The organism is Sphingobium sp., from assembly GCA_023266575.1.
Classification (GTDB): Bacteria; Pseudomonadota; Alphaproteobacteria; order Sphingomonadales; family Sphingomonadaceae; genus Sphingobium.
Map to the genome: position 1 here is coordinate 58,123 of JAHFPV010000016.1, position 20,960 is coordinate 79,082.

Below are 20,960 nucleotides of genomic sequence, written 5' to 3' on the forward strand. Positions count from 1 at the left end.
GCCTAGGCGGCTGCGCCGCCAAGGCTTCGTATCCCTCTCCCCCAAGGGGCGAGGGGATTGGAGGGCGTGATGAAACAGGATGGCGAGATGCTGGCGCGGTTGGTGGCGCAAGCCGATGGCGGGCCGGGTGCGGCGGATATGGTGATGATCCGGGCGCTGGTGGAGGAGGCAAGCGAGCTGGGCGCGGGGCGGGCGCTGGAGCGGCTGGGGCTGGCGGACCGGCGGGCGGAGGGCGATGTGCGGGAGCTGCGCGAACTGCTGCGCGCCTGGCGCGATGCGAAAAAGGCGGCGCGCGGGGCAGTGATCGGCTGGATGGTGCGGATAGCGCTGGCGCTGGTGTTGCTGGGGATTGCGGTCAAGACCGGGCTGGTTGGGTTGGTGAGAGCGTGAGTGGCGATGTTGCGCTGGGGGCTTCTCGACTTCGCTCGAAGCGAACGGAGGAGGGAAAGGGGGGCGACGTGCGCTTCGCGGGCTATGCGGCGATTTTCGATCGGGTGGACCGGGGCGGGGATGTGGTGCGGGCGGGCGCCTTTGGTGGCGTGCGCGCGGCGGCGGTGCCGTTGCTGTGGCAGCATGGGCCGGGGCAGGTGATCGGATCGGTCGAGCGGCTGGAGGAGGATGCGCGGGGGCTGCGCGTGATCGGCCGGGTGTCGGCGCGCACGGCGGCCGGGCGCGAGGCCGCGGCGGGGCTGAAGGCCGGGGCGCTGGATGGGCTGTCGTTTGGATATAGGGTACGGGAGGCGCGCGGGGCGGGACCGCGCGAGTTGCTGGCGCTGGAACTGGTGGAGGTGAGTCTGGTGACGCATCCCATGCAGGATGGGGCGCGGGTGATTGCGGTGGAGTGATTTACGCGGGCGCAGCTCCCCCCTCATCCAACTTCGCCTAATCGGCTTTGCCGATAAGGCTTCGTATCCTTCTCCCCCCTGGGGAGAAGGTTTGCTGGGCCTATATCCCCAACCATTCCAGTCCGCCGGGCAGAGCGTCGGCGCTATAGTCGAGTTGGAGGACGCGGCGGTGGCGGGGATTGGCGGCGGCGTCTGAGGCGTGGAGGATGGGCGTAGCGTAGAGCCAGATGTCGCCGCGCGACGCGAGGCAGGCGACGATGCCGCAGCGATCGACCATGGCCAGGACATCGCTTTCCGCGATGCGGCCATGGCGGTGGGAGCCGCGGGCGATGAGCAAAGGCGCATTGTCGGCGTCGACCTGATCGAGATGGAGGCGCAACGTGACCATGCGGTCCAGCAGGGATTGCGGCGGGGCGACATGCTGGAGGCCGGATTTGATCGTCCAGGGGCCAAAGCCGGGTGTTTCGATGCGTTGACGCACGGCGATGGTGCGGTCCTGATGCCAGCCGAGCGCCCAGTTGGTGGCTTCGTTTTTGTCGAACAGGATCGCACGCACCGGCTTTGCGGCGTTGCCCAGATGGGCGGCGGCGTGGCAGCCGATGGGGCCGGTTGGCGCGAGAAATGGCGCGAGTTCGGCGAGGGCTGTCAGGCGTTGACCGGGGCGGCCTGTTGGCAGCGTCGTGAGGGCGGCTTCGACGGTGGCGAGGGTGGTGGCGTCGAGGGCGGCGGGGATGTGTTGCGCGCCGTCGGTGGCGAGGGTCAGGGGCATGGGGTTTTATGCTGTGTCGGGGTGCGTGACGCAAGCGGCGCTTCCCCCTCATCCAACTGCGCCTAGCCAGCAAGCTGGCAAGGCTTCGTATCCTTCTCCCCCCAAGGGAGAAGGTTTTGAGAGTTTTAGGGCGGTCCCACCGGGGCCGCCCTTTTTGGTGTTTTCTAGCGGGAGAATGACATGACGGACGGCGTGGCGGATGCTCTGGAGGGGAGCTTTGATGTGGTGCTTCAGGGGGAGCGGATTGCGGCTTTGGAGGCGGATTTGAGTGCGATGCGGGTGGCTATGCAGCGGCCTGCGCTCGATGGGGTGAAGGGCGGGGCGGTTGATCCGGCGCGCGCCAATTTCGTCGATCGCTATTTGCGGCAAGGGCAGGAAGCGGGGGTGGAGCTGAAGAGCTTTTCCGGCGCGAGCGGTGCGACCGGCGGTTATGCGGTGCCGCGGGAGATTGATCAGCTGATCGATGCGACGCTCAAAAGCATTTCGCCCATTCGCACGATCGCCAATGTCGTGCGGACCGGGACGGCGGGCTATCGCAAGCTGGTGAGCGCGGGCGGGATCGTGTCGGGCTGGGCCAGCGAGACGGGGGCGCGGGGCGAGACGGGGACGCCAAGCTTCAACGAGATCGCGCCGCCGTCGGGCGAATTGTTCGCCAATCCGGCGGCCAGCCAGGCGATGCTGGACGATGCGCAGTTCGATGTCGAGGGCTGGCTGGCGGGCGAGATTGCCCGTGAATTTGCGGTGGCGGAGGGCGCCGCCTTCATCAACGGCAATGGCACCAACAAGCCCAAGGGTTTCCTGACCTATACGACCACCAATGAAGCGGACGCTGTGCGGGCGTTCGGGTCGCTGCAATATGTGGCGTCGGGCGCGGCGGGGGCTTTTGCCGCGTCCAACCCGCAGGACCGGCTGATCGATCTGGTGCAGAGCCTGCGGGCGCCCTACCGGCAGGGCGCGTCGTTCGTGATGAACAGCGCGACGCTGAGCGCCATCCGCAAGATGAAAACGAGCGATGGCGCGTTTCTGTGGCAGCCTTCGCTGAGTGCCGGGCAGCCCGCAACTTTGCTGGGTTATCCGGTGGTGGAGGCCGAGGATATGCCGGACATCAGTGCGGGCAGCCTGTCGATCGCCTTCGGCAATTTCCAGGCGGGCTATGTCATTGCCGAGCGTAGCGACACCAGCATTTTGCGCGATCCGTTCAGCAACAAGCCGTTCGTGCATTTCTATGCGGTCAAGCGGATCGGCGGGGCTGTGGCCAATAGCGAGGCGATTAAGTTGATGAAGTTTGCGGCTTCTTGACGGGCGAGGGGGTGGTTCCCCCTCTTCCAACTTCGCCTAACTGGCTGCGCCAGTAAGGCTGCGTATCCTTCTCCCCCCAGGGGAGAAGGTTTTTTGGGGGGGAGGCGTTTGGCCTTCCCCCTTTTTGTTTGTGGGGAGCAAGCAGCGATGAGCCTGTATCTGAAGGATGCCGATAGCAGCATCGATCATGGCATCGACTGGTCGGCCCATCTGGCGGGGCAGACGATCCTTGCCAGTGCGTGGAGCGTGGAGCCGGTCGAGGCGGGCGGGCTGAGCGTCGAGGCGTCGGCTTTTGAGGCAGCGCGGGCCAGCGTGCGGGTGAGCGGGGGGCTGGTCGGGCATCTGTATCGGCTGACCAACCGGGTCACCTTGTCCGACGGGCAGGTGGACGAGCGATCGGTGACATTTCGGGTGGAGGAACGCTGATGCTGGCGCAGGATGAGAGCGGGGCGCTGGCGGCGTCGCTGGCCGAGCTGAAGGCCTATTTGCGGATCGAGACGAGTGGCGAGGATGGGGTGCTGACCGGGTTGCTGCGGAGCGCGGCGGCCTTGTGCGAGCAATTTGTCGGGCAATGGCTGATCGTGCGGGGCGCGCGCGAGACGGTGGCGGGCGACGGGAGCTGGCAGCGGCTGGCGGCGCGGCCGGTGGTGACCATCGAGAGTGTCGAGGCGGTGGACGCGGATGGCACGGCGGTGGCCTTGCCGGTCGATGGCTATGCGATCGACATTGATGCCGCGGGCGAGGGGTGGGTGCGATCGACGCGCGCGGGGGACCGGCGGCGGTTGATGGTGCGCTATTCGGCGGGCATGGCGAGCGAGATGAACGGCCTGCCCGAAGCATTGCGACAGGGGATCGTGCGTCTGGCGGCAGAGCATTTTTCTGCGCGCGGGACGGAGAGCGCCGCGCCGCCTGCGGTGGTGAGCGCGCTGTGGCGACCCTGGCGACGGATGCGTTTGCGATGAGGGCGGCGCTGGCGCGGATGGTGGAGCAGCGGGCGGCGCGCAGGCGGGCGGCTGTGGCGGCGGGGCTGGAAGAGGTCGGGGTTGCGGTGGCGATTGAGGGCGATGCGGTGCGGGTGTCCGGGCGCGGCCTTGTGGCGCGCTGGTGGCGGGATCTGGCGCTGCGGGAAGCGGGGAGGGGCGGGTTATGAGCGCTGAAGTGGCGGTGCGCGCGGCGGTGATCGACGCGCTGCGGGCGGATAGCGCGTTGATGGACGGGCTGAACGGCCTGTTCGACGGCGAGCCGGTGCGGGCCAGCCTGCCCTATGGCGTGGTCGGCGAATGCATCGGCGCGGACTGGGGCGGCAAGGATGTGGCGGGGCGCGAGCTGCGGCTGACGATCGGGCTGCATGATGGTGGCGAAACGCCGGGGCGGCTGGCGGGGATGATCGCGCGGATCGACCCGGTGCTGGCGGGCGTGGCGGTGCGCGAGGGCTGGCGGATCGTGACGGCGCGGTTGGTGCGGTCGCGCGTGGCGCGGGCGGCGCGGCAGGGTGGTGGGTGGACGGCGGTGGTGGATTATCGGGTGCGGGCTGTGCGGGAGGGGTGAGCGATTATATTTTCGTTTTATTCAACATCCGTTCGGGCTGAGCCTGCCGAAGCCTTGTCCTTCTTCGCGAAGAAGAACGGCCCTTCGACAGGCTCAGGGCGAACGGTATTGGGGGCATCGTACCCCCTCTCAACTGCGGCTAGGCAGCAGGCTGCCAAGCCTTCGTATCTCTCCCCGGTGGGGAGAGAGGGTTTAGGTTGATCTGTTCTGAAAATCCTCCCCTGCAAGGGGAGGTGGCTGGCCGCAGGCCAGACGGAGGGCTGTCGCCCTGACGATAGCGGGACACCCCTCCGTCATCGCTCCGCGCTGACACCTCCCCTTGCAGGGGAGGATTGGGAGGGCGTGCAATCCTGGCCGACTGCGCGTCAGCCTGGTTTGTTATAGTCCTCATATTCCGCGGTGATCTTGTCGACATATTCGGCGATCTGGTCGTCGGCGTCGGCTTGCGCGGCTTTTTCGGACATGCCGTCGGCCTTGTCGGCAGCGACGATTGCGGCGCGGAAGGTGGCTTCCTTGGCGGCGCAGGTCTTTTTCATGTCGGACTGAAAATCGCCGAGCGTCAGCTTCTTTTCAAGGCCCGGCTGAATCTGGGCCGACAGGCATTGCGAATAGGCCTTGCGACCCGCGCCGACAGGATCGGATGCGGGAGCGGCGGCTGCGGCCAGCAACATGAGCGGTGCGATGAAGATCATTGAGACTCTCCTTAACCAGCGTTTTGCACGCTTTATCGGAAGAAAGGATGCGCCATGGGCGTCGAAAAGGGAAGTGCGTTTCTATTGAAAGTGGGGGATGGCAACATTCCGGCAACATATGCGACCGTGGCGGGGATGCGCACTACGCAATTGTCCGTGAATGGCGAGGCGGTGAACATCACGTCCAAGGATTCGGGCGGGTGGCGCGAATTGCTGTCGGGGGCGGGGGTTCGATCGGTCAGCGTGTCGGCAGCGGGGCTGTTCACCGGATCGGCGGCGGAGGTGCGCATTCGCAATCATGCGCTGTCCGGCACGATCGAGGATTATGAGCTGAGTTTCGAGAGCGGCGAGCGGATGCGCGGGCGCTTTCTGGTGACGCGGCTGGACTATGCCGGGGACTATAATGGCGAGCGCAATTATGCGCTGAGCCTGGAAAGCTCCGGCGCGGTGGTGTCGGAATGAGTGGCGTGAACGAGGCGCGGGGCGAGGCCGCGCTGGAGATTGGCGGGGACGTGCTGGCGTTGCGGCCGAGCTTTGCCGCGCTGGTGGCGGCGGAGGCGGAGCTGGGGCCGCTGTTCGCGCTGGTGGAGCGGGCGGCGGACGGGAAGCTGTCGCTGGGCGATCTGGTGGCTTTGTTCTGGCATTGCCTGGTCGATCGGGACCGGATGGATCGCGATACGCTGGGCGAGGCGATATTGGCGGTCGGGCTGGCGAAGGTGACGCCGGTGCTGAAGGCGATTTTGCAGCAGATATTGGCGGGAAAATGACGGGCTTTGCGCAGGGCGCGGCGCGGCTGGCGGGGGTGGCCGGGTGGCTGCTGGGCTGGCGGCCCGATGAGTTTTGGCGCGCGACGCCTGCGGAGCTGGCGGTGGTGCTCCGGGCGGCGCGGGGGGATGCGGTTGTGGATGCGGGGGTGGATGGGGCGGTTCTGGATCGGTTGCGGGCGATGTTCCCGGATTGATCTGGCGTTGAACCCCCTCTTCCAACTGCGCCTAGGCAGCAAGCTGCCAAGGCTTCGTATCCTTCTCCCCGCCGGGGAGAAGGTATTTTTTTGATGGGAGGCGCTGGTGGACGAGGAAATCGAGACGCTGGTGGTGCGGGTTCGGGCGGATACGCAGGGGTTGAGCCGGGACGTGGAGGCGATGCGGGCCGGGATTGAGGGGCCGCTGGGCGACGGGGCCGAGAAAGCCGGGCGGCGGATCGAGCAGGGGCTGTTGCGGGCGGTTCGGACGGGCAAGTTCGGCTTTGAGGATTTGCGGCGGATCGCGCTGTCGGTGCTGGACGAGATTGCAGCGAGTGCGTTGCGGACGGCGATGAATGGTGCCGGTGGCGGGGGTGGTCTCGTCAATCTGGGGGCGTCGTTGCTGACGTCGGCGCTGGGGCTGCCGGGGCGGGCGACTGGCGGGCCGGTGACGCCGGGGCGGGCCTATATGGTCGGCGAGCGCGGGCCGGAAATGTTCGTGCCGACGAGCAGCGGGCAGGTTGTCGCGCATGGCGGCGGCGCGCGGGATGTGCGGGTGAGCATCGCGGTGAATGGCCGGGGGCAGGAGAGCGAGGCGCGATTGCTGGCGCGCAGTGCGCGGCAGGTGGCGCGGGCGGTGAAGGGAGCGCTGGGCTGATGGCGGGCATCGACTATTGGCTGGCGGATGCGCGGCGGGGGCAGGAGACGCGCTGGATGAAGCGCTTTGCGCCGACCCACTGGACCGTCAATTTCCCGCGCCCGATGATGGCGAGCGTGATCACGACCGGGGCGGATTCGTTGCGGGTGGATGCGGTCTTTTACGGGTCGGGCGATCTGGCGGGGCTGATCTGGGAGGCGGCGGACGGGTGGAGCCATCCGTTGCTGGCCTATGAGACCGCGCGGGATTTTCGGGACTGTGTGTTGCGGTTTCGCTGGCGGAGCGGGGGGCTGCGCCAGCTGGACCAGACGCATGGGCCGACGCTGACGATCGAGGGGCGGGACGCGGCGGGGAATCCACGCGCCTGGTATGTGCGGCTGTGGAACTATGCGAGCGGCGGGCCGGAAGATGCAGTGATTACGCTGGATTTTGCCGCGCTGGATGGCGGTTTCCTGCTGCCGGGCGAGGCCGATCCGGTGTGGGCGGGAGATGTGGACCGGATGTTCATATCGCTCGTGCCGCCCGATTATGGTGTGGGGGAGACGGCCTTTGCCGCGGCTGTCGAGGGCTGGGCTGAGCTTTCGGAGATGGCGTGCGACGGGGCGGGGTCCGTGCTGGCGGTGGGTGACGTCATGGTGCCGGAGCATGGGCTGGCCATGGCGACGGGCTATGATGATTGTTTCAACCAGACGCCCGAACGAGTGGTCGCGGCCATCCATGCGCTGGGCTATCGCGGGGCGATCAACCATTATGTCGGGATGAGCCATTATTTCCGGCTCGAACGGGTTGGCAGTGGGCTTTACGTCAGTCTGGCGGGGGGCGTGCTGAACGCGCCGTGCGCGGCGTGGCATCGGGATTTTGCGGCACGGGCCAAGGCGCTGGGTTTCGACGTCATCTGGTCGCTCTCCTACGAACTGTTCGACGCGCATTGCTGGAACGACTGGAAGCAGCGGGCGGAAAATGGCGATCCGGCGCTGACGGGGTGGGTGCCGCCTTCGACCTTGCTGTCCCCTGCGCATGGCGGGGCGATGGCTTATTTGCAGGCGGTAGCCGGTGCCTTTGTTTTCATTGGGTTGGAAGCGGGACTGCCGATCCTGTTTCAGGTGGGCGAACCCTGGTGGTGGGTGGAGCCGGGCGACGGGCGGATATGCATCTATGACGATGCGGCGCGGGCGGCCTTTGGCGGCAGTCCGGTGTCGATTGCGAGCATCTGGGGGGCGCTGGACGGGGCGCAATGCGCTTTGCTGGATCAGGCGGGGGCGGTGCTGGCGGCATCGACGGCGGCCCTGTGCGCGGCGGTGAAGGCGGTCGCGCCGGGGGCGGTGACGCATTTGCTGGCCTATCTGCCGACGATCCTCGACCCGCGTGCGCCAGAGGCCAAGCGGGCGAACATGCCGGTGGGGTGGGCGTCGCCTGCCTTCGATGTGCTGCAACTGGAAGATTATGACTGGGTGACCGAGGGGCGGCCGGGACTGACCGCGCGGGGCGTGGAGCTGGCGACGGCGCGGCTGGGCTATCCGGTGGAGGCGCAGCATTATCTGGCGGGGTTCGTGCTGTTGGGGAGCCAGGCGGGGCAGTGGTGCGCGATTGCGGCGGCGGCGCAGGCGTCGGTGGCGCGGGGGACGGCAGCGACCTTTGTCTGGGCGCTGCCGCAAGTGTGCCGCGATGGCTTTGTCGCGTTCAGGATCAATGGGGAGGATGGGATGCAAGCCTTTGATGATGTGCTGTTTCCTCTGGCCATTGGGCGGGAGGCGAGCCTGTCGCCGACCTTTTCGACGCAGATTGTCGAAAGCCCGTCCGGGCATGAGCGGCGGAGCAGCGACTGGGCGGATGCGCGGCTGTCCTTCGATGCGGGGCCGGGGGTGCGGTCCGAAGCGGACATTGCGACGCTGATCGGCTTTTTCCGGGCAAGGCGGGGCGCGGCGCGGGGCTTCCGATTCAGCGATCCCTATGACGATCGCAGCGGGCCGATGGGGCAGGCGCCGGGGCCGATGGACCAGAGGCTGGGCGTGGGCGACGGGGTGCAGGCCGCGTTTCAGCTGATGCGCTATTATGGTGCGGGGGAGGATGCGCAGGGGCGGGTCATCACCCGGCCAGTGGCGGGGACGATCCGGGTGGCGGCGAATGGCGTCGAGATGGTCGGCGGGTGGAGCCATGAGGGGATGGGGATCATCGCCTTTGACGACGCGCCTGCCGATGGCGTGCTGCTGACCGCCGGGTTCCGCTTCGACGTGCCGGTGCGCTTTGCCGAGGACCGGCTGGACATCAACCGGGCGACCTTTGCGGCGGGGGAAGCGCCGTCGGTGCCGCTGGTGGAGATACGCGAATGAGCATGATCGAGGCGCTGGAGCAGCCGCTGGTGACTTTGGCCTTTTGCTGGCGGATCGAGCGGCGGGACGGGGTGACGATCGGGCTGACCAGCCATGATCGCGATCTGGCGATTGGCGGGCTGACCTATCGCGCCGCGCCGGGGATGACGCCGTCGGCGATCCGCAGCGGGATCGGGCTGGACGGGGAGGATAGCGATCTGGCGGGTGCGCTTTCCAGCGATGCGATCAGCGAGACGGATTTGATGGCGGGGCGCTGGGATGGCGCGGCGCTGGAATTGTGGCTGACGCAGTGGGAGGCACCGGGCGATCTGTGGCTGTCGCTGGCGCGGGGCGAGATTGGCGCGGTGGCGCGCAGGGGGGCGGCGTTCAGTGCCGAGCTGATCGGCGCGGCGGCGGTGCTTGGGGCGGCGGTCGCGCCGTCGACATCGCCCGATTGTCGCGCGAGCCTGGGCGACCGGGCGTGCCGGGTCGATCTGGCGGGGCGGCGGCGGGTGGTGGCGGTTTCCGGTGTTGATGGTGCTGAGGTTGCTGTCGGCGGGCTGGTGGCGGGGGATTATGCTTTCGGGACGTTGCGCTGGCTGGGCGGGGCCAATGCGGGCCTGGTGCAGGCAGTGGTGGATAATGGGGTGGACGGGGTGACTCTGGCCGATCCGCCGGCCTTTGCGGTGGCGGCGGGGACGCTGGCGTTGCTGACGGAAGGGTGCGACCGGCAGATGGCGACCTGCGCCGGGCGGTTCGGCAACGGGGTGAATTTTCGCGGTGAGCCTTATTTGCCGGGGATGGATTTGCTGACCCGCTATCCCGGCGCATGAGCGTGGTGGAGCGGGCGCGGGCGCTGGTGGGCGTGCCGTTTCGATTGCATGGGCGAAGCGACAGCGGCGTGGATTGCGTCGGGCTGGTGGCGCTGGCGCTGGGGCGGGGTGCGCCTTGCGCTTATGGGTTGCGCAGTGGCGATGTCGGGCGGGCGGAAGGCTGGCTGCGGGCGGCGGGGCTGGTGCCGGTGGCGGGTGGTGAGCCTGGCGATGTGGCGCTGGTGCGGCCGGGGCCGTTGCAATTGCATCTGATGATCTGTGTGCCGGGCGGCTTTGTCCATGCCCATGCCGGGTTGCGGCGGGTGGTCGAGATGCCGGGGGCGTCGCCCTGGCCGGTGATTGGCTGGTGGCGGGCGATATAGAAGGAGTGTGTCATGGCGACGGTGGTGCTGAGTGCGGTGGGCACGGTGATTGGCGGGCCGATCGGCGGGGCTATCGGGGCGCTGATCGGCAATGCGGTTGACCATGGGGTGCTGTTCAAGCCCAAGGGGCGGGAAGGGCCGCGGCTGAATGAATTACAGGTGCAGACGTCGAGTTACGGGACACAGGTGCCGCAATTGTTCGGTACGATGCGGGTCGCGGGGACGGTGATCTGGGCGACCGACCTGCGCGAGACGAAAAGCAAGAGTGGTGGCGGCAAGGGGCGGCCGAGCGTGACCAGTTACAGCTATGCGGCGAGTTTTGCGGTCGCTTTGTCAGCGCGCAGGATAAGGTCGATCGGGCGGATCTGGGCCGATGGCAATTTGCTGCGCGGGGCGGCGGGGGACTTCAAGAGCGCGGTGTCGGCGTTCCGGGTGCATCCGGGCGGCGAGGATCAGCCGGTCGATCCGCTGATCGCGGCGGCGCAGGGCGTGGGGGAGACGCCAGCGCATCGCGGCTTGGCCTATGTCCTGTTCGAGGATCTGGCGCTGGAGGATTATGGCAATCGCATCCCGTCGCTGACGTTCGAGGTGGAAGCGGACGAGGGGGCGGTGGCGATCGGGGCGATTGCGGCGGCAGTGAGTGCGGGGCGGATTGGCGGGGCCGGGCTGGCCAGTGTCGAGGGCTATGCGGCGAGCGGGGCGGATGTGCGCGAGGCTATCACGCCGCTTGTCGAGGCGCATGGGCTGGCGTTGCAGGGGCTGACGCTGATGGCGGCGGGCGAGAGCACGGACGAGATTGGTTCCCGCGTGCTGGCGGCGCGGGTCAATGGGCGGGCGGTCGATGCGGTGGAGCAGTCCGGCGGGGCGGCGGATGGCGTGCCGGTGGCTCTGTCGCTGCGCCATTATGATGCGGCGCGCGATTATCAGGCGGGGGTGCAGCGGGTGACGCGACCGGGGCCGGGGCGCAGCGAGCGCGGGATTGAACTGCCTGCGGTGCTGGCGGCGGATGCGGCGCGGGGGCTGGCGGGCGAGCGGCTGGCGAGTGGCTGGACCGGGCGGGCGACGATGGTGCTGCGTTGCGGCTGGGCGGCGCTGGGGCTGGCGCCGGGCATGGTGGTGCGGGTGGTCGATGCGCCGGGGCTATGGCGGATCGAGGAGCGCGAGTGGGAGGCGATGGCGGTGCGGCTGTCGCTGCGGCGGGTGCCGGGGGCTGGCGGGGTAATGCCGGGCGGCGCGTCGTCCGGCGCGATCGTGCGGCAGGTGGATGCGCCGCATGGAGTAACGACGCTTATGCTGGCCGACTTGCCGCGCCTGACCGAAGGGGTGGCGAATGCGCCGCTGGTGGTGGCTGCGGCGAGCGGTGGGGCGGGTTGGCGCACCGCGGCGCTGTTTGCGATGAGCGGGACGGGCGAGGCTGTGCCGATCGGCCGGAGCGCGCCGCGGGCGGTGATTGGGGTGGCGGACACTGCGCTGCCGCCCGGAAGCGTGGCGATGGTGGACGGGCAGAACGCGATGCGGGTGACATTGCTGGCGGCGGATATGGAATTATTGTCAGCGGATGAGGCGGGGCTGGCGCAGGGGCGCAACCTGTGTCTGGTCGGGCGCGAGTTGATCCAGTTTGGCGCGGCGGTGCAGACGGGAGAGGCGAGCTATCGGCTGACCGATTTGCGCCGGGGGCTGCGCGGGACCGAATGGGCGATGGCGGACCATGCGGCGGGCGAGGCGTTCCTGCTGGTCGAGGAGGAACGGCTGGTCGAGCCGTTGGCGATGCTGGGCGTGGCGGGCGAGGTTGGCGGGACGGTGCAACTGTCGGCGATCGGGCTGGGCGATGTGGAGCCTGTGGTGGCCGAGGTGGCGGTGACGGGCGAGGCGCTGGTGCCGCCGGCTCCGGTGCATCTGACGGCGCGGGCGGTGAGCGGTGGTTGGGTGATCGGCTGGACGCGGCGCAGCCGTGCGGGATGGCGCTGGAGCAGCGGCGGCGATGTGCCGCTGGGCGAAGAGAGTGAGCGCTATGCGGTGCGGGTGCTGGATGGCGATGTCGTGGTGCGCAGTGCCGAGACGGTGTTGCCGGGCTGGACCTATGACGCGGCGATGATCGCGGCAGATAGTGGTGCCGGGCATGATGGCGCGCTGCGCGTGGAGGTGCGGCAGGTCGGCACCTTTGCGACCGGGCGGGCGGGGGTGATCGGGATCACGATTTGATTTGGGACGGGAGCGATGGTGATGGACATGACGGCGCGATGGGCGATGCCGATGCTGTTTGCGGGGCAGGCGCAGAAGGAAATTTTCCACAATGAGGCGCTGGTGCGGATCGATGCGCTGCTGCACGGCAGGGTCGAGAGCGCGGATGTGGCGACGCCGCCTGCGACGCCGACGGTTGGGCAATGCTGGATCGTGGCGGCAGGCGCGAGTGGCGCCTGGACCGGACAGGAGGGATGCGTTGCCAGCAGGAGCGAGGGCGGCTGGCGCTTTGTGGTGCCGCGTGCCGGGCTGTCGATGGATGTGGCGGACCGGGGTCATGCGCTTTTTTATGACGGAAGCCTGTGGCGGGACGCATTGGTGCGGGAGGATGGGCTGTATCTGGACGGGGAGAAAGTGGTCGGCGGGCGGCAGGGGGCGATTGCCGCGCCAACGGGCGGCGCGACGATTGACGCAGAGGCGCGCACTACACTGGACGCCATACTCGTTGCTTTAAGGACACATGGGCTGATCGAAAGCTAAATTTGTCCGAATTTACTTTTTATTGTCATGTCGTCTCGCTATTAGCTGAGTGAACCATGCAAATAGCCTCACAGGGGGTTCCGAGGAACCCTACTGCGTTATTTTTGCAACGGTTTCACTATTTGTGGACTTGCCATGAAACTTTCTTCCCGATACAGGGTTTCAGCAGTCCTTCGTGACACTTTTGAAAGGGGAATTCAGATGCGGAAGCTTGCCCTCGCGGCTGCTCTTGCTACCACTGCTTTGGCCACCCCGGCCATGGCACGTGACGACAGTTGGTACGTCGGCGTTGATGCCGGTGTAATGATTGTCGAAGACCAGGACATGACCTTCTCGGCAGTCCCTCCCGGCGGCCGTCCGGTCCCGTCGATCGATTATCATAAGGGTTATGATTTCGACGCCAATATCGGCTATGACTTTGGCGGTTTCCGCCTGGAAGCCGAAGCCGCTTACAAGCGCGCCAAGATTGATTTCGACAAGACCGGTGGCCGTTTTGGCGGTGCCTCTTCGGCCCTCTCGTTCATGCTGAACGGCTTGCTGGACTTCGGTTCCGATGACGGCCTGCAGGGCTTCGTCGGCGGCGGCGTCGGCGTTTCGCGCGCCAAGGTTGCTTCGGACATCGTCAACGACAGCGACACGGGCTTTGCCTGGCAGGCAATCGCCGGCGTTCGTTATCCGGTGACCAACAATGTTGACGTTTCGCTGAAGTATCGCTTCTTCAACCAGGACGATATCAAGCTGATCCCGGCTTATCAGAGCATCTATGGCCAGGCCGGTTCGACCGCCGACACCAAGCTGCGCACCCACAGCCTGCTGCTGGGTCTGACCTACAACTTCGGCGAACCGGCTGCTCCTCCGCCGCCTCCCCCGCCGCCGCCGCCTCCCCCGCCGCCTCCCCCGCCGCCGCCTCCGCCGCCAGTGGCAGAGTGCAGCCCCGGACCGTACATCGTGTTCTTCGAATGGGACAAGTCGGACGTCACGCCTGACGCCGCCACCATCCTGGACAACGCGGTTTCGGCCTACAGCAACTGCGGCAGCGCCCAGGTCATGCTGGCGGGTTATGCGGACAAGTCGGGTTCGTCCTCGTACAACGTCGGCCTGTCGCAGCGTCGCGCTGACGCCGTCAAGGCTTACATGGCTTCTAAGGGTATCCCTGATGGCGTCATGACGACCCAGGCGTTCGGTGAATCGAACCCCCGCGTCGAAACCGCCGACGGCGTTCGCGAACTGCAGAACCGTCGCGTGGAAATCACCTACGGTCCCGGTTCGGGCATGTAAGAGACTTTCCCTTCCGCAAGGTTGGAAAGCAGATGAAGGGGCTGGTCGAAAGACCGGCCCCTTTTTCGTTGCGCTGAGTGGCGTTGGGCGTGCGGATCGGACTATTGGCCGTTTTGTAGCGCGCGGGGTAGTGCGATTGTGGCTTCTCGACTTCGCTCGAAGCGAACGGTGGTATGTGTGGCCATAGGTTTGGCTGCACTTGGCAGGATTTTGCAGGACAGAAATGCGGTGACAGACCGGTGGTGCTCGGCAACAAATGCGCCGTTGCGGCGTTCGCTGCTATGTTCGCCGACCTCCGGGAGTTTGTCATGAAATTTGCCTCGATATTGCTCGCCTTGCCTTTGACTGTCGCGGCATCGGCCTGTGCGACGACCGGGTCGAGACCGTCTGCGCCAACGGCCAGTGCCAGTCTGACAGCAGGTGATGGGTCCGCGCGTGGCACTGCCAGCGTGACCGAGGCGGCGGATGGGCTGCATGTGCTGGTCAAGGCGCAGGGACTAACGCCGGGCATTCATGCGGTGCATGTCCATATGACCGGCACCTGCACCGCGCCCGATTTTGCCAGCGCCGGGGGACATTGGAACCCGACCGGGCGCAAGCATGGCATGGACAATCCGGCGGGCGCGCATATGGGCGATATGCCCAATATGACGGTCGGAACGGACGGCACCGGCGCGATCGAATATGTCATTGCCGGCGGGACGATCAGCAGTGGGACGAAGCCCTTGCTGGATACCGATGGCGCGGCGGTGGTGATCCATGCGCAGGCCGACGACAATAAGAGCGACCCGGCGGGCAATGCGGGCGGGCGGATCGCCTGCGGCGTGTTGGCGGCGGGTTAGGACCGGCGTTCAGGCCGGGCTGCCTGGCCCATAATCCTCGACGATGTGATAGCTCGCGCCGTTATGGCCGAGGCGGCTTTCAAACAGGGCGAAGCTGTCGATCGTGAAGGGCGGGCTGGTCAGCGCGGCGTGGGCGGCGAGGAAGGGATCGACCAATGCGCCCGTCCGGCCAAAGCGGGCGAGGGTGATGTGGGGCAGGTAGGCGCGTTCTTCGGGCGGCAGGCCAAGCGCGATACAGGCGCGATCGACTTTGCGATGCAGGCTGGCGAGCGGATCGCGCGGCTGGACCCCGGCCCAGAGCGTATCGATCACGCCGCGACGGTCGAACGCGCCGACGCCTGAGACGCTGGCGTCGAACGGAGCGAAGCGGATGGTGCGCAGCGCATAGGCGATGTCGGTGGCGCGATGCCGGTCGACTTCGCCGATGAAGCGCAGCGTCAGGTGCAGCTGGTCGTCGCGTTGCCAGCGGGCGCCCGCGATCCCGCCCATCAGCGCAAGCAGCTGCGCGCGGTGGCTGGCCGGCGGGCGGATGGCGACGAACAGGCGGTGCATGACGCGGCGACTATAGGCTTTACCGCGCGTTAGACCAGTGTGGTTACGAGAGCGCTTGAATATCGGAGCATAACAGCCGATAATGGATGCAGCGGCGACAGTGACGCCGACGAAGGAGAATTTTCATGGCCAACTGGTCTGATCCCCGTTCCGATATTGCGGGCTTTGGCGGTCCTAGCGTCGCACAGGGTGCGGCGTACGACGCCGGTCTGCGCAGCTATATGCTGTCGGTCTATAATTATATGGCAAGCGGCGTGCTGCTGACGGGCATCGTCGCGGTGCTGTTTGCGTCGAGCGGGCTGGCGTTGCAGGTGCTGGGCGGTCCCGGCATCCTGAAATATGTCATCATGTTCGCGCCTTTGGTGTTCGTGATGGTGCTGAGCTTTGGCATCAACCGGCTGTCGACGGCGGCGGCGCAGGGGCTGTTCTGGGCCTATGCCGCGGTGATGGGCCTGTCGCTCTCGTCCATCTTCCTGGTCTATACCGGCACGTCGATCGGCCAGACCTTCTTTGCGACGGCGGCGGCTTTCGCGGGGCTGAGCCTGTTTGGCTATACGACCAAGAAGGATCTGTCGGGCTTCGGCACCTTCCTGATCATGGGTGTTGTTGGCTTGCTGGTCGCCAGCCTGATCAACCTGTTCCTGAAATCGAGCGTGATGGACCTGGTCATCAGCTTCATCGGCGTGCTGCTGTTCGCGGGCCTGACCGCCTATGACACGCAAAAGATCAAGAGCATCTATGCGCATGTCGCGGGTACGGACATGATGGGCAAGTCGGTCGTCATGGGGGCGCTGAACCTCTATCTCGACTTCATCAACATGTTCCTGTTCCTGCTGCGTTTCATGGGCAATCGCGACTGATCGGCGCGGTAGCGAGATAAGGAAGGCCCGGCGGAGTGATCTCCGCCGGGCCTTTTTTTTGTTATGGCTTTGCACCAACATCCGTTCGTTTCGAGCGCAGTCGAGAAACGAGGCGCGCCTGGCGTCGATGCAGCGCTGCTTGCTTCTCGACTAGGCTCGAAGCGAACGGGGTGGGGGTGGAGATCAGGCCTGCTTCTGCATGGCGGCGATCAGGGCGCCGTCGATCTCCTTCTGGCGCTGGTAAGCCGGGCGGGCGCGGAGGCGCTCCGCATAGGCGGTGAAGGCGGGGCGTTCCGGCATGGTGCCGAAGGCCAGACCCCAGTCGATCTGTGATCCGACATAGACGTCGGCGGCGGTGAACTGGTCGCCGCAAATCCATGTCGTCCCCGATACCGCTTGTTCGAGCGTGTCCAGCACCGCGTCGAGCGAGCCATAGCCCGCGCTGCGATCCCGCCCTTCGGGCAGGACGAAGCCCATGGCCTTGTTGGTGATGGCGGCTTCGACAGGGCCAGCGGCGAAGAAGAGCCAGCGATAATAAGCACCGCGTGCGCTGGTTGGCGGGGCGAGGTTGGCGGCGGGGAAGGCGTCGGCGAGATAGGCGCAGATGGCGGCGCATTCGGTGACGATGATGCCGTTGTGGACGATCGCGGGGACTTTGCCCATTGGGTTGATGGCGAGATAGTCAGGGGCCTTCATGCTCGTCGCATAGTCGAGGACGACGGTGTCATAGGGCGCGCCGACCTCCTCCAGCATCCAGCGGGCAATCTGCCCGCGCGACATGGGGTTGGTGTAGAGGGTGAGGGTGTCTGGCACGGCGTAGCTCTCCTTTGGCGGGGCGGTTGGGGAGAGGGTGGCGGAAATGTGGGGACGGGGCCAGCGGGATTTGGTGGAGGGCTGGTTCCGACATATGCGGATGGTCGATTAAGAGGGATGGCGGGTCAATCCCGGCATGATGAGGGGGCTGCTAACGAGCAAAGGTGGGCATTGTTAAGGCTGATCGGGTTTCCCGAAAGCTGTCGTTGACGATGCTTGCCGGGCATCGCTGAAATTAGGCCCAAGAGACTTGTTCACGGGAGGCATGACTTGGGAAAGGATGGCAGCTTTCGATTTAGCGTCTACCTTACACTCCTGCCGCTTTTTGCGTCGTCGTGCAGAGATGGGGCTGCCCCGATAATCGAGATGCAATTTGGCACTACAAAATGGGTTTGGGACAGCCAGCGCCTAGCAAGTGACTATATCGCCGATTTTCACAGGAAGATTCCGGTTTTCGCTGATAGGTGCAGAGTGACTTTGTTAGGCGCACATGGAGGCATCACCGATGGTGGTGAGGCCGCATATTTCCTCCCTCAACAATCCGCTGAGGCGGCTCAGGCCTGTTTGAAACGCAATCTTCCACAAGGGCATTTCGGGTTGATCGAACGAAACGAATGGGAAAACCGAATAAAGACGGACCCAAGCTTCCCTGTTGCTCTAAGCTCGATCCCTAAACCAGTTGAAATGCCACCTCCCTAACAGCAAATATCGCGCCCGTTGTTGCTAAAGCAGCCCGTCCGTTACTCACCGATATTGGGTTAGCGACCTGACTTCCTCTGTCATCGCCAATCGAGATGCGTGGTGAGAGATGGATCCCCGCCTCCGCGGGGATGACGAGGTTAGGGGATTTTGGTGGGGGGCATGAAAAAGGGCGGCCTTTGCGGGCCGCCCTTTTCGTTTGCGTCGGTCATCGCGCTTATTTCGTGCCTTCGCTCGCCTTGGCCTTGCCGCCCTTCTTGCCCTTTTTGGGGGCCGCGGGGGTGATTTCGAAGGCGAGGGCCCCAACCCCATCGGTTTCCTTCATATGGACATGGACTTCGCCGCCATGGACCAGCTTGCCGAAGAGCAGTTCCTCGGCCAGCGGCTGCTTGATCTTTTCCTGCATCAGGCGGCCCATCGGGCGGGCGCCGTAGAGCTTGTCATAGCCCTTCTTGGTGAGCCAGTCCTTGGCGTCCTGATCCAGGGTGATGTGGACGTCGCGGTCGGCCAGTTGCAGTTCCAGTTGCAGGACGAACTTGTCGATGACGCGGGCGACGATTTCCGGCGGCAGATAGCCGAAGGGGACGATCGCATCGAGGCGGTTGCGGAATTCGGGGGTGAAGAGTTTTTTCACCGCATCCTCCTGCACATCCTCACGGGTCAGTTCGCCGAAACCGATCGATTCCTTCGCCATGTCCGACGCACCGGCATTGGTGGTCATGATGAGGATGGTGTTGCGGAAATCGACGGTCTTGCCGTGATGGTCGGTCAGGCGGCCATTATCCATCACCTGCAACAGGATGTTGAACAGGTCGGGATGCGCCTTTTCGATTTCGTCGAGCAGCAGGACGCTGTGCGGTTGCTGGTCGACGGCGTCGGTCAGCAGGCCACCCTGGTCATAGCCGACATAGCCCGGAGGCGCGCCGATCAGGCGGCTGACCGAGTGGCGTTCCATATATTCCGACATGTCGAAACGCTGGAGCGGGATGCCGAGCAGGGTCGCGAGTTGGCGCGCCACCTCCGTCTTGCCGACGCCAGTGGGGCCGGAGAAGAGATAGTTGCCGATCGGCTTGTCGGGATCGCGCAGGCCAGCGCGCGACAGCTTGATCGCGCTGGACAGCACTTCGATCGCCTTGTCTTGGCCAAACACGACGCGCTTCAGGTCCGTGGTCAGCGATTCCAGCACGCTCTTGTCGTCGGACGACACGGTCTTGGGCGGGATGCGGGCCATGGTCGCGATGACCAGTTCGATCTCCTTGGGGGTGATCACCTTCTTGCGCTTGCTTGGCACGACCAGCATCTGCATCGCGCCGACTTCGTCGATCACGTCTATGGCCTTGTCCGGCAATTTGCGGTCGTTGATGTAGCGGGCGGACAGTTCCACCGCCGCCTTGATCGCGTCGGGCGTATATTTGACGTGGTGATGCTCCTCGAACGCGGAGCGCAGCCCGGCGAGGATCTTGATCGTATCCTCGATCGTGGGTTCGTTGACGTCGATCTTCTGGAAGCGCCGGAGCAGCGCCCGGTCCTTCTCGAAATGGTTGCGGAATTCCTTGTAGGTGGTCGATCCGATGCAACGGATCGTGCCGCCCGACAGAGCGGGCTTGAGCAAGTTTGACGCATCCATCGCGCCGCCGCTGGTCGCACCAGCGCCGATCACGGTGTGGATTTCGTCAATGAACAGGACCGCGTGGGGCAGCTTTTCCAGTTCGGTGACGACCGCTTTCAGCCGCTCCTCAAAATCGCCGCGATAGCGGGTGCCGGCCAGCAGTGCGCCCATGTCGAGCGAGTAGATGACGGCTTCCTTGAGGACGTCAGGCACTTCGCCCTCGATGATCTTGCGCGCCAGACCTTCGGCAATCGCGGTCTTGCCGACGCCGGGATCGCCGACATAGAGCGGGTTGTTTTTCGAGCGGCGGCACAGGATCTGGATGGTGCGGTCCACCTCCGACGCGCGCCCGATGAGGGGATCGACCTTGCCGCGCGCCGCCTTCTCATTGAGGTTGACGGTGAACTGATCGAGGGCGCTGTCCTTCTTACCCTTGCCGTCCTGCACCTTCTTCTCCTCTTCGGCTGCCCCCTTGGTCTCCTGACGCTCAGGCGCGGGCGTACCCTTGCCGACGCCATGGCTGATGAAGCTCACGGCATCGAGACGGCTCATATCCTGCTGTTGCAGGAAATAGACGGCATAGCTTTCGCGTTCGGAAAAGAGCGCGACGAGGACGTTTGCCCCGGTCACTTCATCCTTGCCGGACGATTGCACATGGAGGATGGCGCGCTGGACCACGCGCTGGAATCCGCTGGTGGGGGAGGGGTCGGACGCGCCCTCCACCTTGAGGCTGTCCAGTTCCGTATCGAGATATTGGGTGACGGCGTCGCCCAGTTCGCCGATTTCCACGCCGCACGCCTGCATCACTTTTGACGCATGTTCGTCATCAATCAGTGCCAGTAGGAGATGCTCCAGCGTGGCATATTCATGCTTGCGTTCCGACGCATGGGTCAGCGCATTGTGCAGGGTCGTTTCCAGAGCGGGTGCGAAAGAGGGCATGTCTGTTCTACTCCTGGCCCGATGAGAGGGCGGTATCGAACCTTATGTCGGCATTGCTCGACGCCGGATCAAGACGTGCGTCCCGACCTGCGGAATTGCCAGACTGACCGTGCCCGGTAGAACCCGTCAAATGGGTGCGTGGGGCAAGGCGCGGGTTCATCGCTTGAATAACGCCTCGGCAGTTGCCTTATGGTTAACGGCGTATTCCATTTTCGCTTCTGTCCGCGCTATTTCCGCCTTGAGGGCGGCGATGCGGGCGTCCAGTTCAGCCACGGACAAGGGGTCCAGATCCTGCGCGTGCAGCCGGGCCAGTGGATCGTCAGCCCGGCGGGGGAGATCATCATCCTTGTCCATAAAGCGTAATGTTGACC

General features: G+C 65.5%; 25 protein-coding genes. 19 read left to right on the forward strand and 6 right to left on the reverse strand.

Annotation, left to right across the window (positions count from 1 at the left end; translation table 11 throughout):
- The first annotated feature begins 69 nt into the window (after window positions 1–69).
- Both Q0D44_RS15145 and Q0D44_RS15150 read left to right on the forward strand, forming a co-directional pair.
- On the forward strand, window positions 70–390 hold the full coding sequence (locus Q0D44_RS15145) for a DUF6127 family protein (RefSeq protein WP_294137640.1): 321 nt from the start codon (window positions 70–72) through the stop codon (window positions 388–390).
- A gap of 14 nt (window positions 391–404) precedes the next feature.
- Window positions 405–845: an HK97 family phage prohead protease gene (locus Q0D44_RS15150; RefSeq protein WP_294137642.1), complete on the forward strand. Its 441-nt coding sequence runs from the start codon at window positions 405–407 to the stop codon at window positions 843–845.
- A 100-nt stretch (window positions 846–945) separates the two neighbouring features.
- Here Q0D44_RS15150 and Q0D44_RS15155 read toward each other — a convergent pair whose 3' ends face one another.
- Window positions 946–1,614, reverse strand: coding sequence for a phytanoyl-CoA dioxygenase family protein (locus Q0D44_RS15155; protein WP_294137593.1), 669 nt, complete (start codon window positions 1,612–1,614; stop codon window positions 946–948).
- Between the two features lie 180 nt (window positions 1,615–1,794).
- Between Q0D44_RS15155 and Q0D44_RS15160 the strand changes: the two genes are divergently transcribed.
- The 5 genes from Q0D44_RS15160 (at window position 1,795) to Q0D44_RS15180 (ending at window position 4,461) form a co-directional block, all read left to right on the forward strand.
- The gene (locus Q0D44_RS15160) at window positions 1,795–2,913 is read left to right on the forward strand and encodes a phage major capsid protein (protein ID WP_294137596.1); all 1,119 of its coding nucleotides are present in this window, start codon (window positions 1,795–1,797) and stop codon (window positions 2,911–2,913) included.
- A 147-nt stretch (window positions 2,914–3,060) separates the two neighbouring features.
- The gene (locus tag Q0D44_RS15165) at window positions 3,061–3,339 is read left to right on the forward strand and encodes a hypothetical protein (protein WP_294137598.1); all 279 of its coding nucleotides are present in this window, start codon (window positions 3,061–3,063) and stop codon (window positions 3,337–3,339) included.
- Window positions 3,339–3,875 carry a phage head-tail connector protein gene (locus Q0D44_RS15170; protein ID WP_294137599.1) on the forward strand — a complete coding sequence of 179 codons (537 nt, stop codon included), beginning with the start codon at window positions 3,339–3,341 and terminating at the stop codon, window positions 3,873–3,875. The genes Q0D44_RS15165 and Q0D44_RS15170 overlap by 1 nt, the downstream gene beginning before the upstream one ends.
- Entirely contained in the window at window positions 3,872–4,063 is a 192-nt protein-coding gene (locus Q0D44_RS15175) for a hypothetical protein (RefSeq protein ID WP_294137601.1), read from the forward strand. The genes Q0D44_RS15170 and Q0D44_RS15175 overlap by 4 nt, the downstream gene beginning before the upstream one ends.
- Window positions 4,060–4,461: a DUF3168 domain-containing protein gene (locus Q0D44_RS15180; protein WP_294137603.1), complete on the forward strand. Its 402-nt coding sequence runs from the start codon at window positions 4,060–4,062 to the stop codon at window positions 4,459–4,461. Before Q0D44_RS15175 ends, Q0D44_RS15180 begins: the two co-directional genes overlap by 4 nt.
- A gap of 365 nt (window positions 4,462–4,826) precedes the next feature.
- Here the strand turns inward: Q0D44_RS15180 and Q0D44_RS15185 are convergent, their stop codons facing one another.
- Complete coding sequence (locus Q0D44_RS15185; RefSeq protein ID WP_294137604.1) at window positions 4,827–5,153, reverse strand: hypothetical protein; 327 nt, start codon at window positions 5,151–5,153, stop codon at window positions 4,827–4,829.
- Window positions 5,154–5,207: 54 nt separating this feature from the next.
- Here Q0D44_RS15185 and Q0D44_RS15190 point away from each other — a divergent pair, with 54 nt between their 5' ends.
- The 11 genes from Q0D44_RS15190 to Q0D44_RS15240 all read left to right on the forward strand — a co-directional run bounded on the left by Q0D44_RS15190 (window position 5,208) and on the right by Q0D44_RS15240 (window position 15,117).
- Window positions 5,208–5,615, forward strand: a complete 408-nt coding sequence (locus Q0D44_RS15190) for a phage major tail protein, TP901-1 family (protein ID WP_119744352.1) — start codon at window positions 5,208–5,210, stop codon at window positions 5,613–5,615.
- Window positions 5,612–5,920, forward strand: coding sequence for a gene transfer agent family protein (locus tag Q0D44_RS15195; protein ID WP_294137607.1), 309 nt, complete (start codon window positions 5,612–5,614; stop codon window positions 5,918–5,920). Before Q0D44_RS15190 ends, Q0D44_RS15195 begins: the two co-directional genes overlap by 4 nt.
- Window positions 5,917–6,114 carry a phage tail assembly chaperone gene (locus tag Q0D44_RS15200; RefSeq protein WP_294137609.1) on the forward strand — a complete coding sequence of 66 codons (198 nt, stop codon included), beginning with the start codon at window positions 5,917–5,919 and terminating at the stop codon, window positions 6,112–6,114. The genes Q0D44_RS15195 and Q0D44_RS15200 overlap by 4 nt, the downstream gene beginning before the upstream one ends.
- A gap of 106 nt (window positions 6,115–6,220) precedes the next feature.
- Window positions 6,221–6,772, forward strand: a complete 552-nt coding sequence (locus tag Q0D44_RS15205) for a tail tape measure protein (RefSeq protein WP_294137611.1) — start codon at window positions 6,221–6,223, stop codon at window positions 6,770–6,772.
- On the forward strand, window positions 6,772–9,102 hold the full coding sequence (locus Q0D44_RS15210; protein WP_294137613.1) for a DUF2460 domain-containing protein: 2,331 nt from the start codon (window positions 6,772–6,774) through the stop codon (window positions 9,100–9,102). The genes Q0D44_RS15205 and Q0D44_RS15210 overlap by 1 nt, the downstream gene beginning before the upstream one ends.
- Before the next feature lie 2 nt (window positions 9,103–9,104).
- A complete protein-coding gene (locus tag Q0D44_RS15215; protein ID WP_294137644.1) occupies window positions 9,105–9,914 on the forward strand; it encodes a DUF2163 domain-containing protein in 810 nt (269 codons plus the stop codon).
- Window positions 9,911–10,276 (forward strand): peptidoglycan endopeptidase, encoded by a 366-nt coding sequence (locus tag Q0D44_RS15220; protein WP_294137614.1) that lies wholly within the window; start codon window positions 9,911–9,913, stop codon window positions 10,274–10,276. The genes Q0D44_RS15215 and Q0D44_RS15220 overlap by 4 nt, the downstream gene beginning before the upstream one ends.
- Window positions 10,277–10,288: 12 nt before the next feature.
- Entirely contained in the window at window positions 10,289–12,478 is a 2,190-nt protein-coding gene (locus Q0D44_RS15225) for a phage tail protein (RefSeq protein ID WP_294137616.1), read from the forward strand.
- A gap of 21 nt (window positions 12,479–12,499) precedes the next feature.
- The gene (locus Q0D44_RS15230) at window positions 12,500–12,997 is read left to right on the forward strand and encodes a DUF2793 domain-containing protein (protein ID WP_294137646.1); all 498 of its coding nucleotides are present in this window, start codon (window positions 12,500–12,502) and stop codon (window positions 12,995–12,997) included.
- A 201-nt stretch (window positions 12,998–13,198) separates the two neighbouring features.
- Window positions 13,199–14,275 carry an OmpA family protein gene (locus tag Q0D44_RS15235; RefSeq protein ID WP_294137618.1) on the forward strand — a complete coding sequence of 359 codons (1,077 nt, stop codon included), beginning with the start codon at window positions 13,199–13,201 and terminating at the stop codon, window positions 14,273–14,275.
- 308 nt (window positions 14,276–14,583) lie between these two features.
- On the forward strand, window positions 14,584–15,117 hold the full coding sequence (locus tag Q0D44_RS15240; RefSeq protein WP_294137621.1) for a superoxide dismutase family protein: 534 nt from the start codon (window positions 14,584–14,586) through the stop codon (window positions 15,115–15,117).
- Between the two features lie 9 nt (window positions 15,118–15,126).
- Here Q0D44_RS15240 and thpR read toward each other — a convergent pair whose 3' ends face one another.
- The gene (gene thpR, locus Q0D44_RS15245; protein ID WP_294137623.1) at window positions 15,127–15,669 is read right to left on the reverse strand and encodes an RNA 2',3'-cyclic phosphodiesterase; all 543 of its coding nucleotides are present in this window, start codon (window positions 15,667–15,669) and stop codon (window positions 15,127–15,129) included.
- Window positions 15,670–15,794: 125 nt separating this feature from the next.
- Here thpR and Q0D44_RS15250 point away from each other — a divergent pair, with 125 nt between their 5' ends.
- Window positions 15,795–16,529: a Bax inhibitor-1/YccA family protein gene (locus Q0D44_RS15250; protein WP_294137624.1), complete on the forward strand. Its 735-nt coding sequence runs from the start codon at window positions 15,795–15,797 to the stop codon at window positions 16,527–16,529.
- Window positions 16,530–16,712: 183 nt separating this feature from the next.
- Here Q0D44_RS15250 and Q0D44_RS15255 read toward each other — a convergent pair whose 3' ends face one another.
- From Q0D44_RS15255 to Q0D44_RS15265, 3 genes are all read right to left on the reverse strand, one after another.
- A complete protein-coding gene (locus Q0D44_RS15255) occupies window positions 16,713–17,342 on the reverse strand; it encodes a glutathione S-transferase family protein (RefSeq protein ID WP_294137626.1) in 630 nt (209 codons plus the stop codon).
- Between the two features lie 916 nt (window positions 17,343–18,258).
- Entirely contained in the window at window positions 18,259–20,589 is a 2,331-nt protein-coding gene (clpA, locus tag Q0D44_RS15260) for an ATP-dependent Clp protease ATP-binding subunit ClpA (protein WP_294137628.1), read from the reverse strand.
- 156 nt (window positions 20,590–20,745) lie between these two features.
- The gene (locus tag Q0D44_RS15265) at window positions 20,746–20,943 is read right to left on the reverse strand and encodes a DUF1192 domain-containing protein (RefSeq protein WP_006953215.1); all 198 of its coding nucleotides are present in this window, start codon (window positions 20,941–20,943) and stop codon (window positions 20,746–20,748) included.
- Window positions 20,944–20,960: the final 17 nt, after the last annotated feature.

Coding starts and splice junctions, on each gene's coding strand:
- Q0D44_RS15145 (WP_294137640.1), top strand. CDS start 70: ATGAAACAGGATGGCGAGATGCTGGCGCGGTTGGTGGCGCAAGCCGAT.
- Q0D44_RS15155 (WP_294137593.1), bottom strand. CDS start 1,614: ATGCCCCTGACCCTCGCCACCGACGGCGCGCAACACATCCCCGCCGCC.
- Q0D44_RS15160 (WP_294137596.1), top strand. CDS start 1,795: ATGACGGACGGCGTGGCGGATGCTCTGGAGGGGAGCTTTGATGTGGTG.
- Q0D44_RS15165 (WP_294137598.1), top strand. CDS start 3,061: ATGAGCCTGTATCTGAAGGATGCCGATAGCAGCATCGATCATGGCATC.
- Q0D44_RS15170 (WP_294137599.1), top strand. CDS start 3,339: ATGCTGGCGCAGGATGAGAGCGGGGCGCTGGCGGCGTCGCTGGCCGAG.
- Q0D44_RS15175 (WP_294137601.1), top strand. CDS start 3,872: ATGAGGGCGGCGCTGGCGCGGATGGTGGAGCAGCGGGCGGCGCGCAGG.
- Q0D44_RS15180 (WP_294137603.1), top strand. CDS start 4,060: ATGAGCGCTGAAGTGGCGGTGCGCGCGGCGGTGATCGACGCGCTGCGG.
- Q0D44_RS15185 (WP_294137604.1), bottom strand. CDS start 5,153: ATGATCTTCATCGCACCGCTCATGTTGCTGGCCGCAGCCGCCGCTCCC.
- Q0D44_RS15190 (WP_119744352.1), top strand. CDS start 5,208: ATGGGCGTCGAAAAGGGAAGTGCGTTTCTATTGAAAGTGGGGGATGGC.
- Q0D44_RS15195 (WP_294137607.1), top strand. CDS start 5,612: ATGAGTGGCGTGAACGAGGCGCGGGGCGAGGCCGCGCTGGAGATTGGC.
- Q0D44_RS15200 (WP_294137609.1), top strand. CDS start 5,917: ATGACGGGCTTTGCGCAGGGCGCGGCGCGGCTGGCGGGGGTGGCCGGG.
- Q0D44_RS15210 (WP_294137613.1), top strand. CDS start 6,772: ATGGCGGGCATCGACTATTGGCTGGCGGATGCGCGGCGGGGGCAGGAG.
- Q0D44_RS15215 (WP_294137644.1), top strand. CDS start 9,105: ATGATCGAGGCGCTGGAGCAGCCGCTGGTGACTTTGGCCTTTTGCTGG.
- Q0D44_RS15220 (WP_294137614.1), top strand. CDS start 9,911: ATGAGCGTGGTGGAGCGGGCGCGGGCGCTGGTGGGCGTGCCGTTTCGA.
- Q0D44_RS15225 (WP_294137616.1), top strand. CDS start 10,289: ATGGCGACGGTGGTGCTGAGTGCGGTGGGCACGGTGATTGGCGGGCCG.
- Q0D44_RS15230 (WP_294137646.1), top strand. CDS start 12,500: ATGGACATGACGGCGCGATGGGCGATGCCGATGCTGTTTGCGGGGCAG.
- Q0D44_RS15235 (WP_294137618.1), top strand. CDS start 13,199: ATGCGGAAGCTTGCCCTCGCGGCTGCTCTTGCTACCACTGCTTTGGCC.
- Q0D44_RS15240 (WP_294137621.1), top strand. CDS start 14,584: ATGAAATTTGCCTCGATATTGCTCGCCTTGCCTTTGACTGTCGCGGCA.
- thpR (WP_294137623.1), bottom strand. CDS start 15,669: ATGCACCGCCTGTTCGTCGCCATCCGCCCGCCGGCCAGCCACCGCGCG.
- Q0D44_RS15250 (WP_294137624.1), top strand. CDS start 15,795: ATGGCCAACTGGTCTGATCCCCGTTCCGATATTGCGGGCTTTGGCGGT.
- clpA (WP_294137628.1), bottom strand. CDS start 20,589: ATGCCCTCTTTCGCACCCGCTCTGGAAACGACCCTGCACAATGCGCTG.
- Q0D44_RS15265 (WP_006953215.1), bottom strand. CDS start 20,943: ATGGACAAGGATGATGATCTCCCCCGCCGGGCTGACGATCCACTGGCC.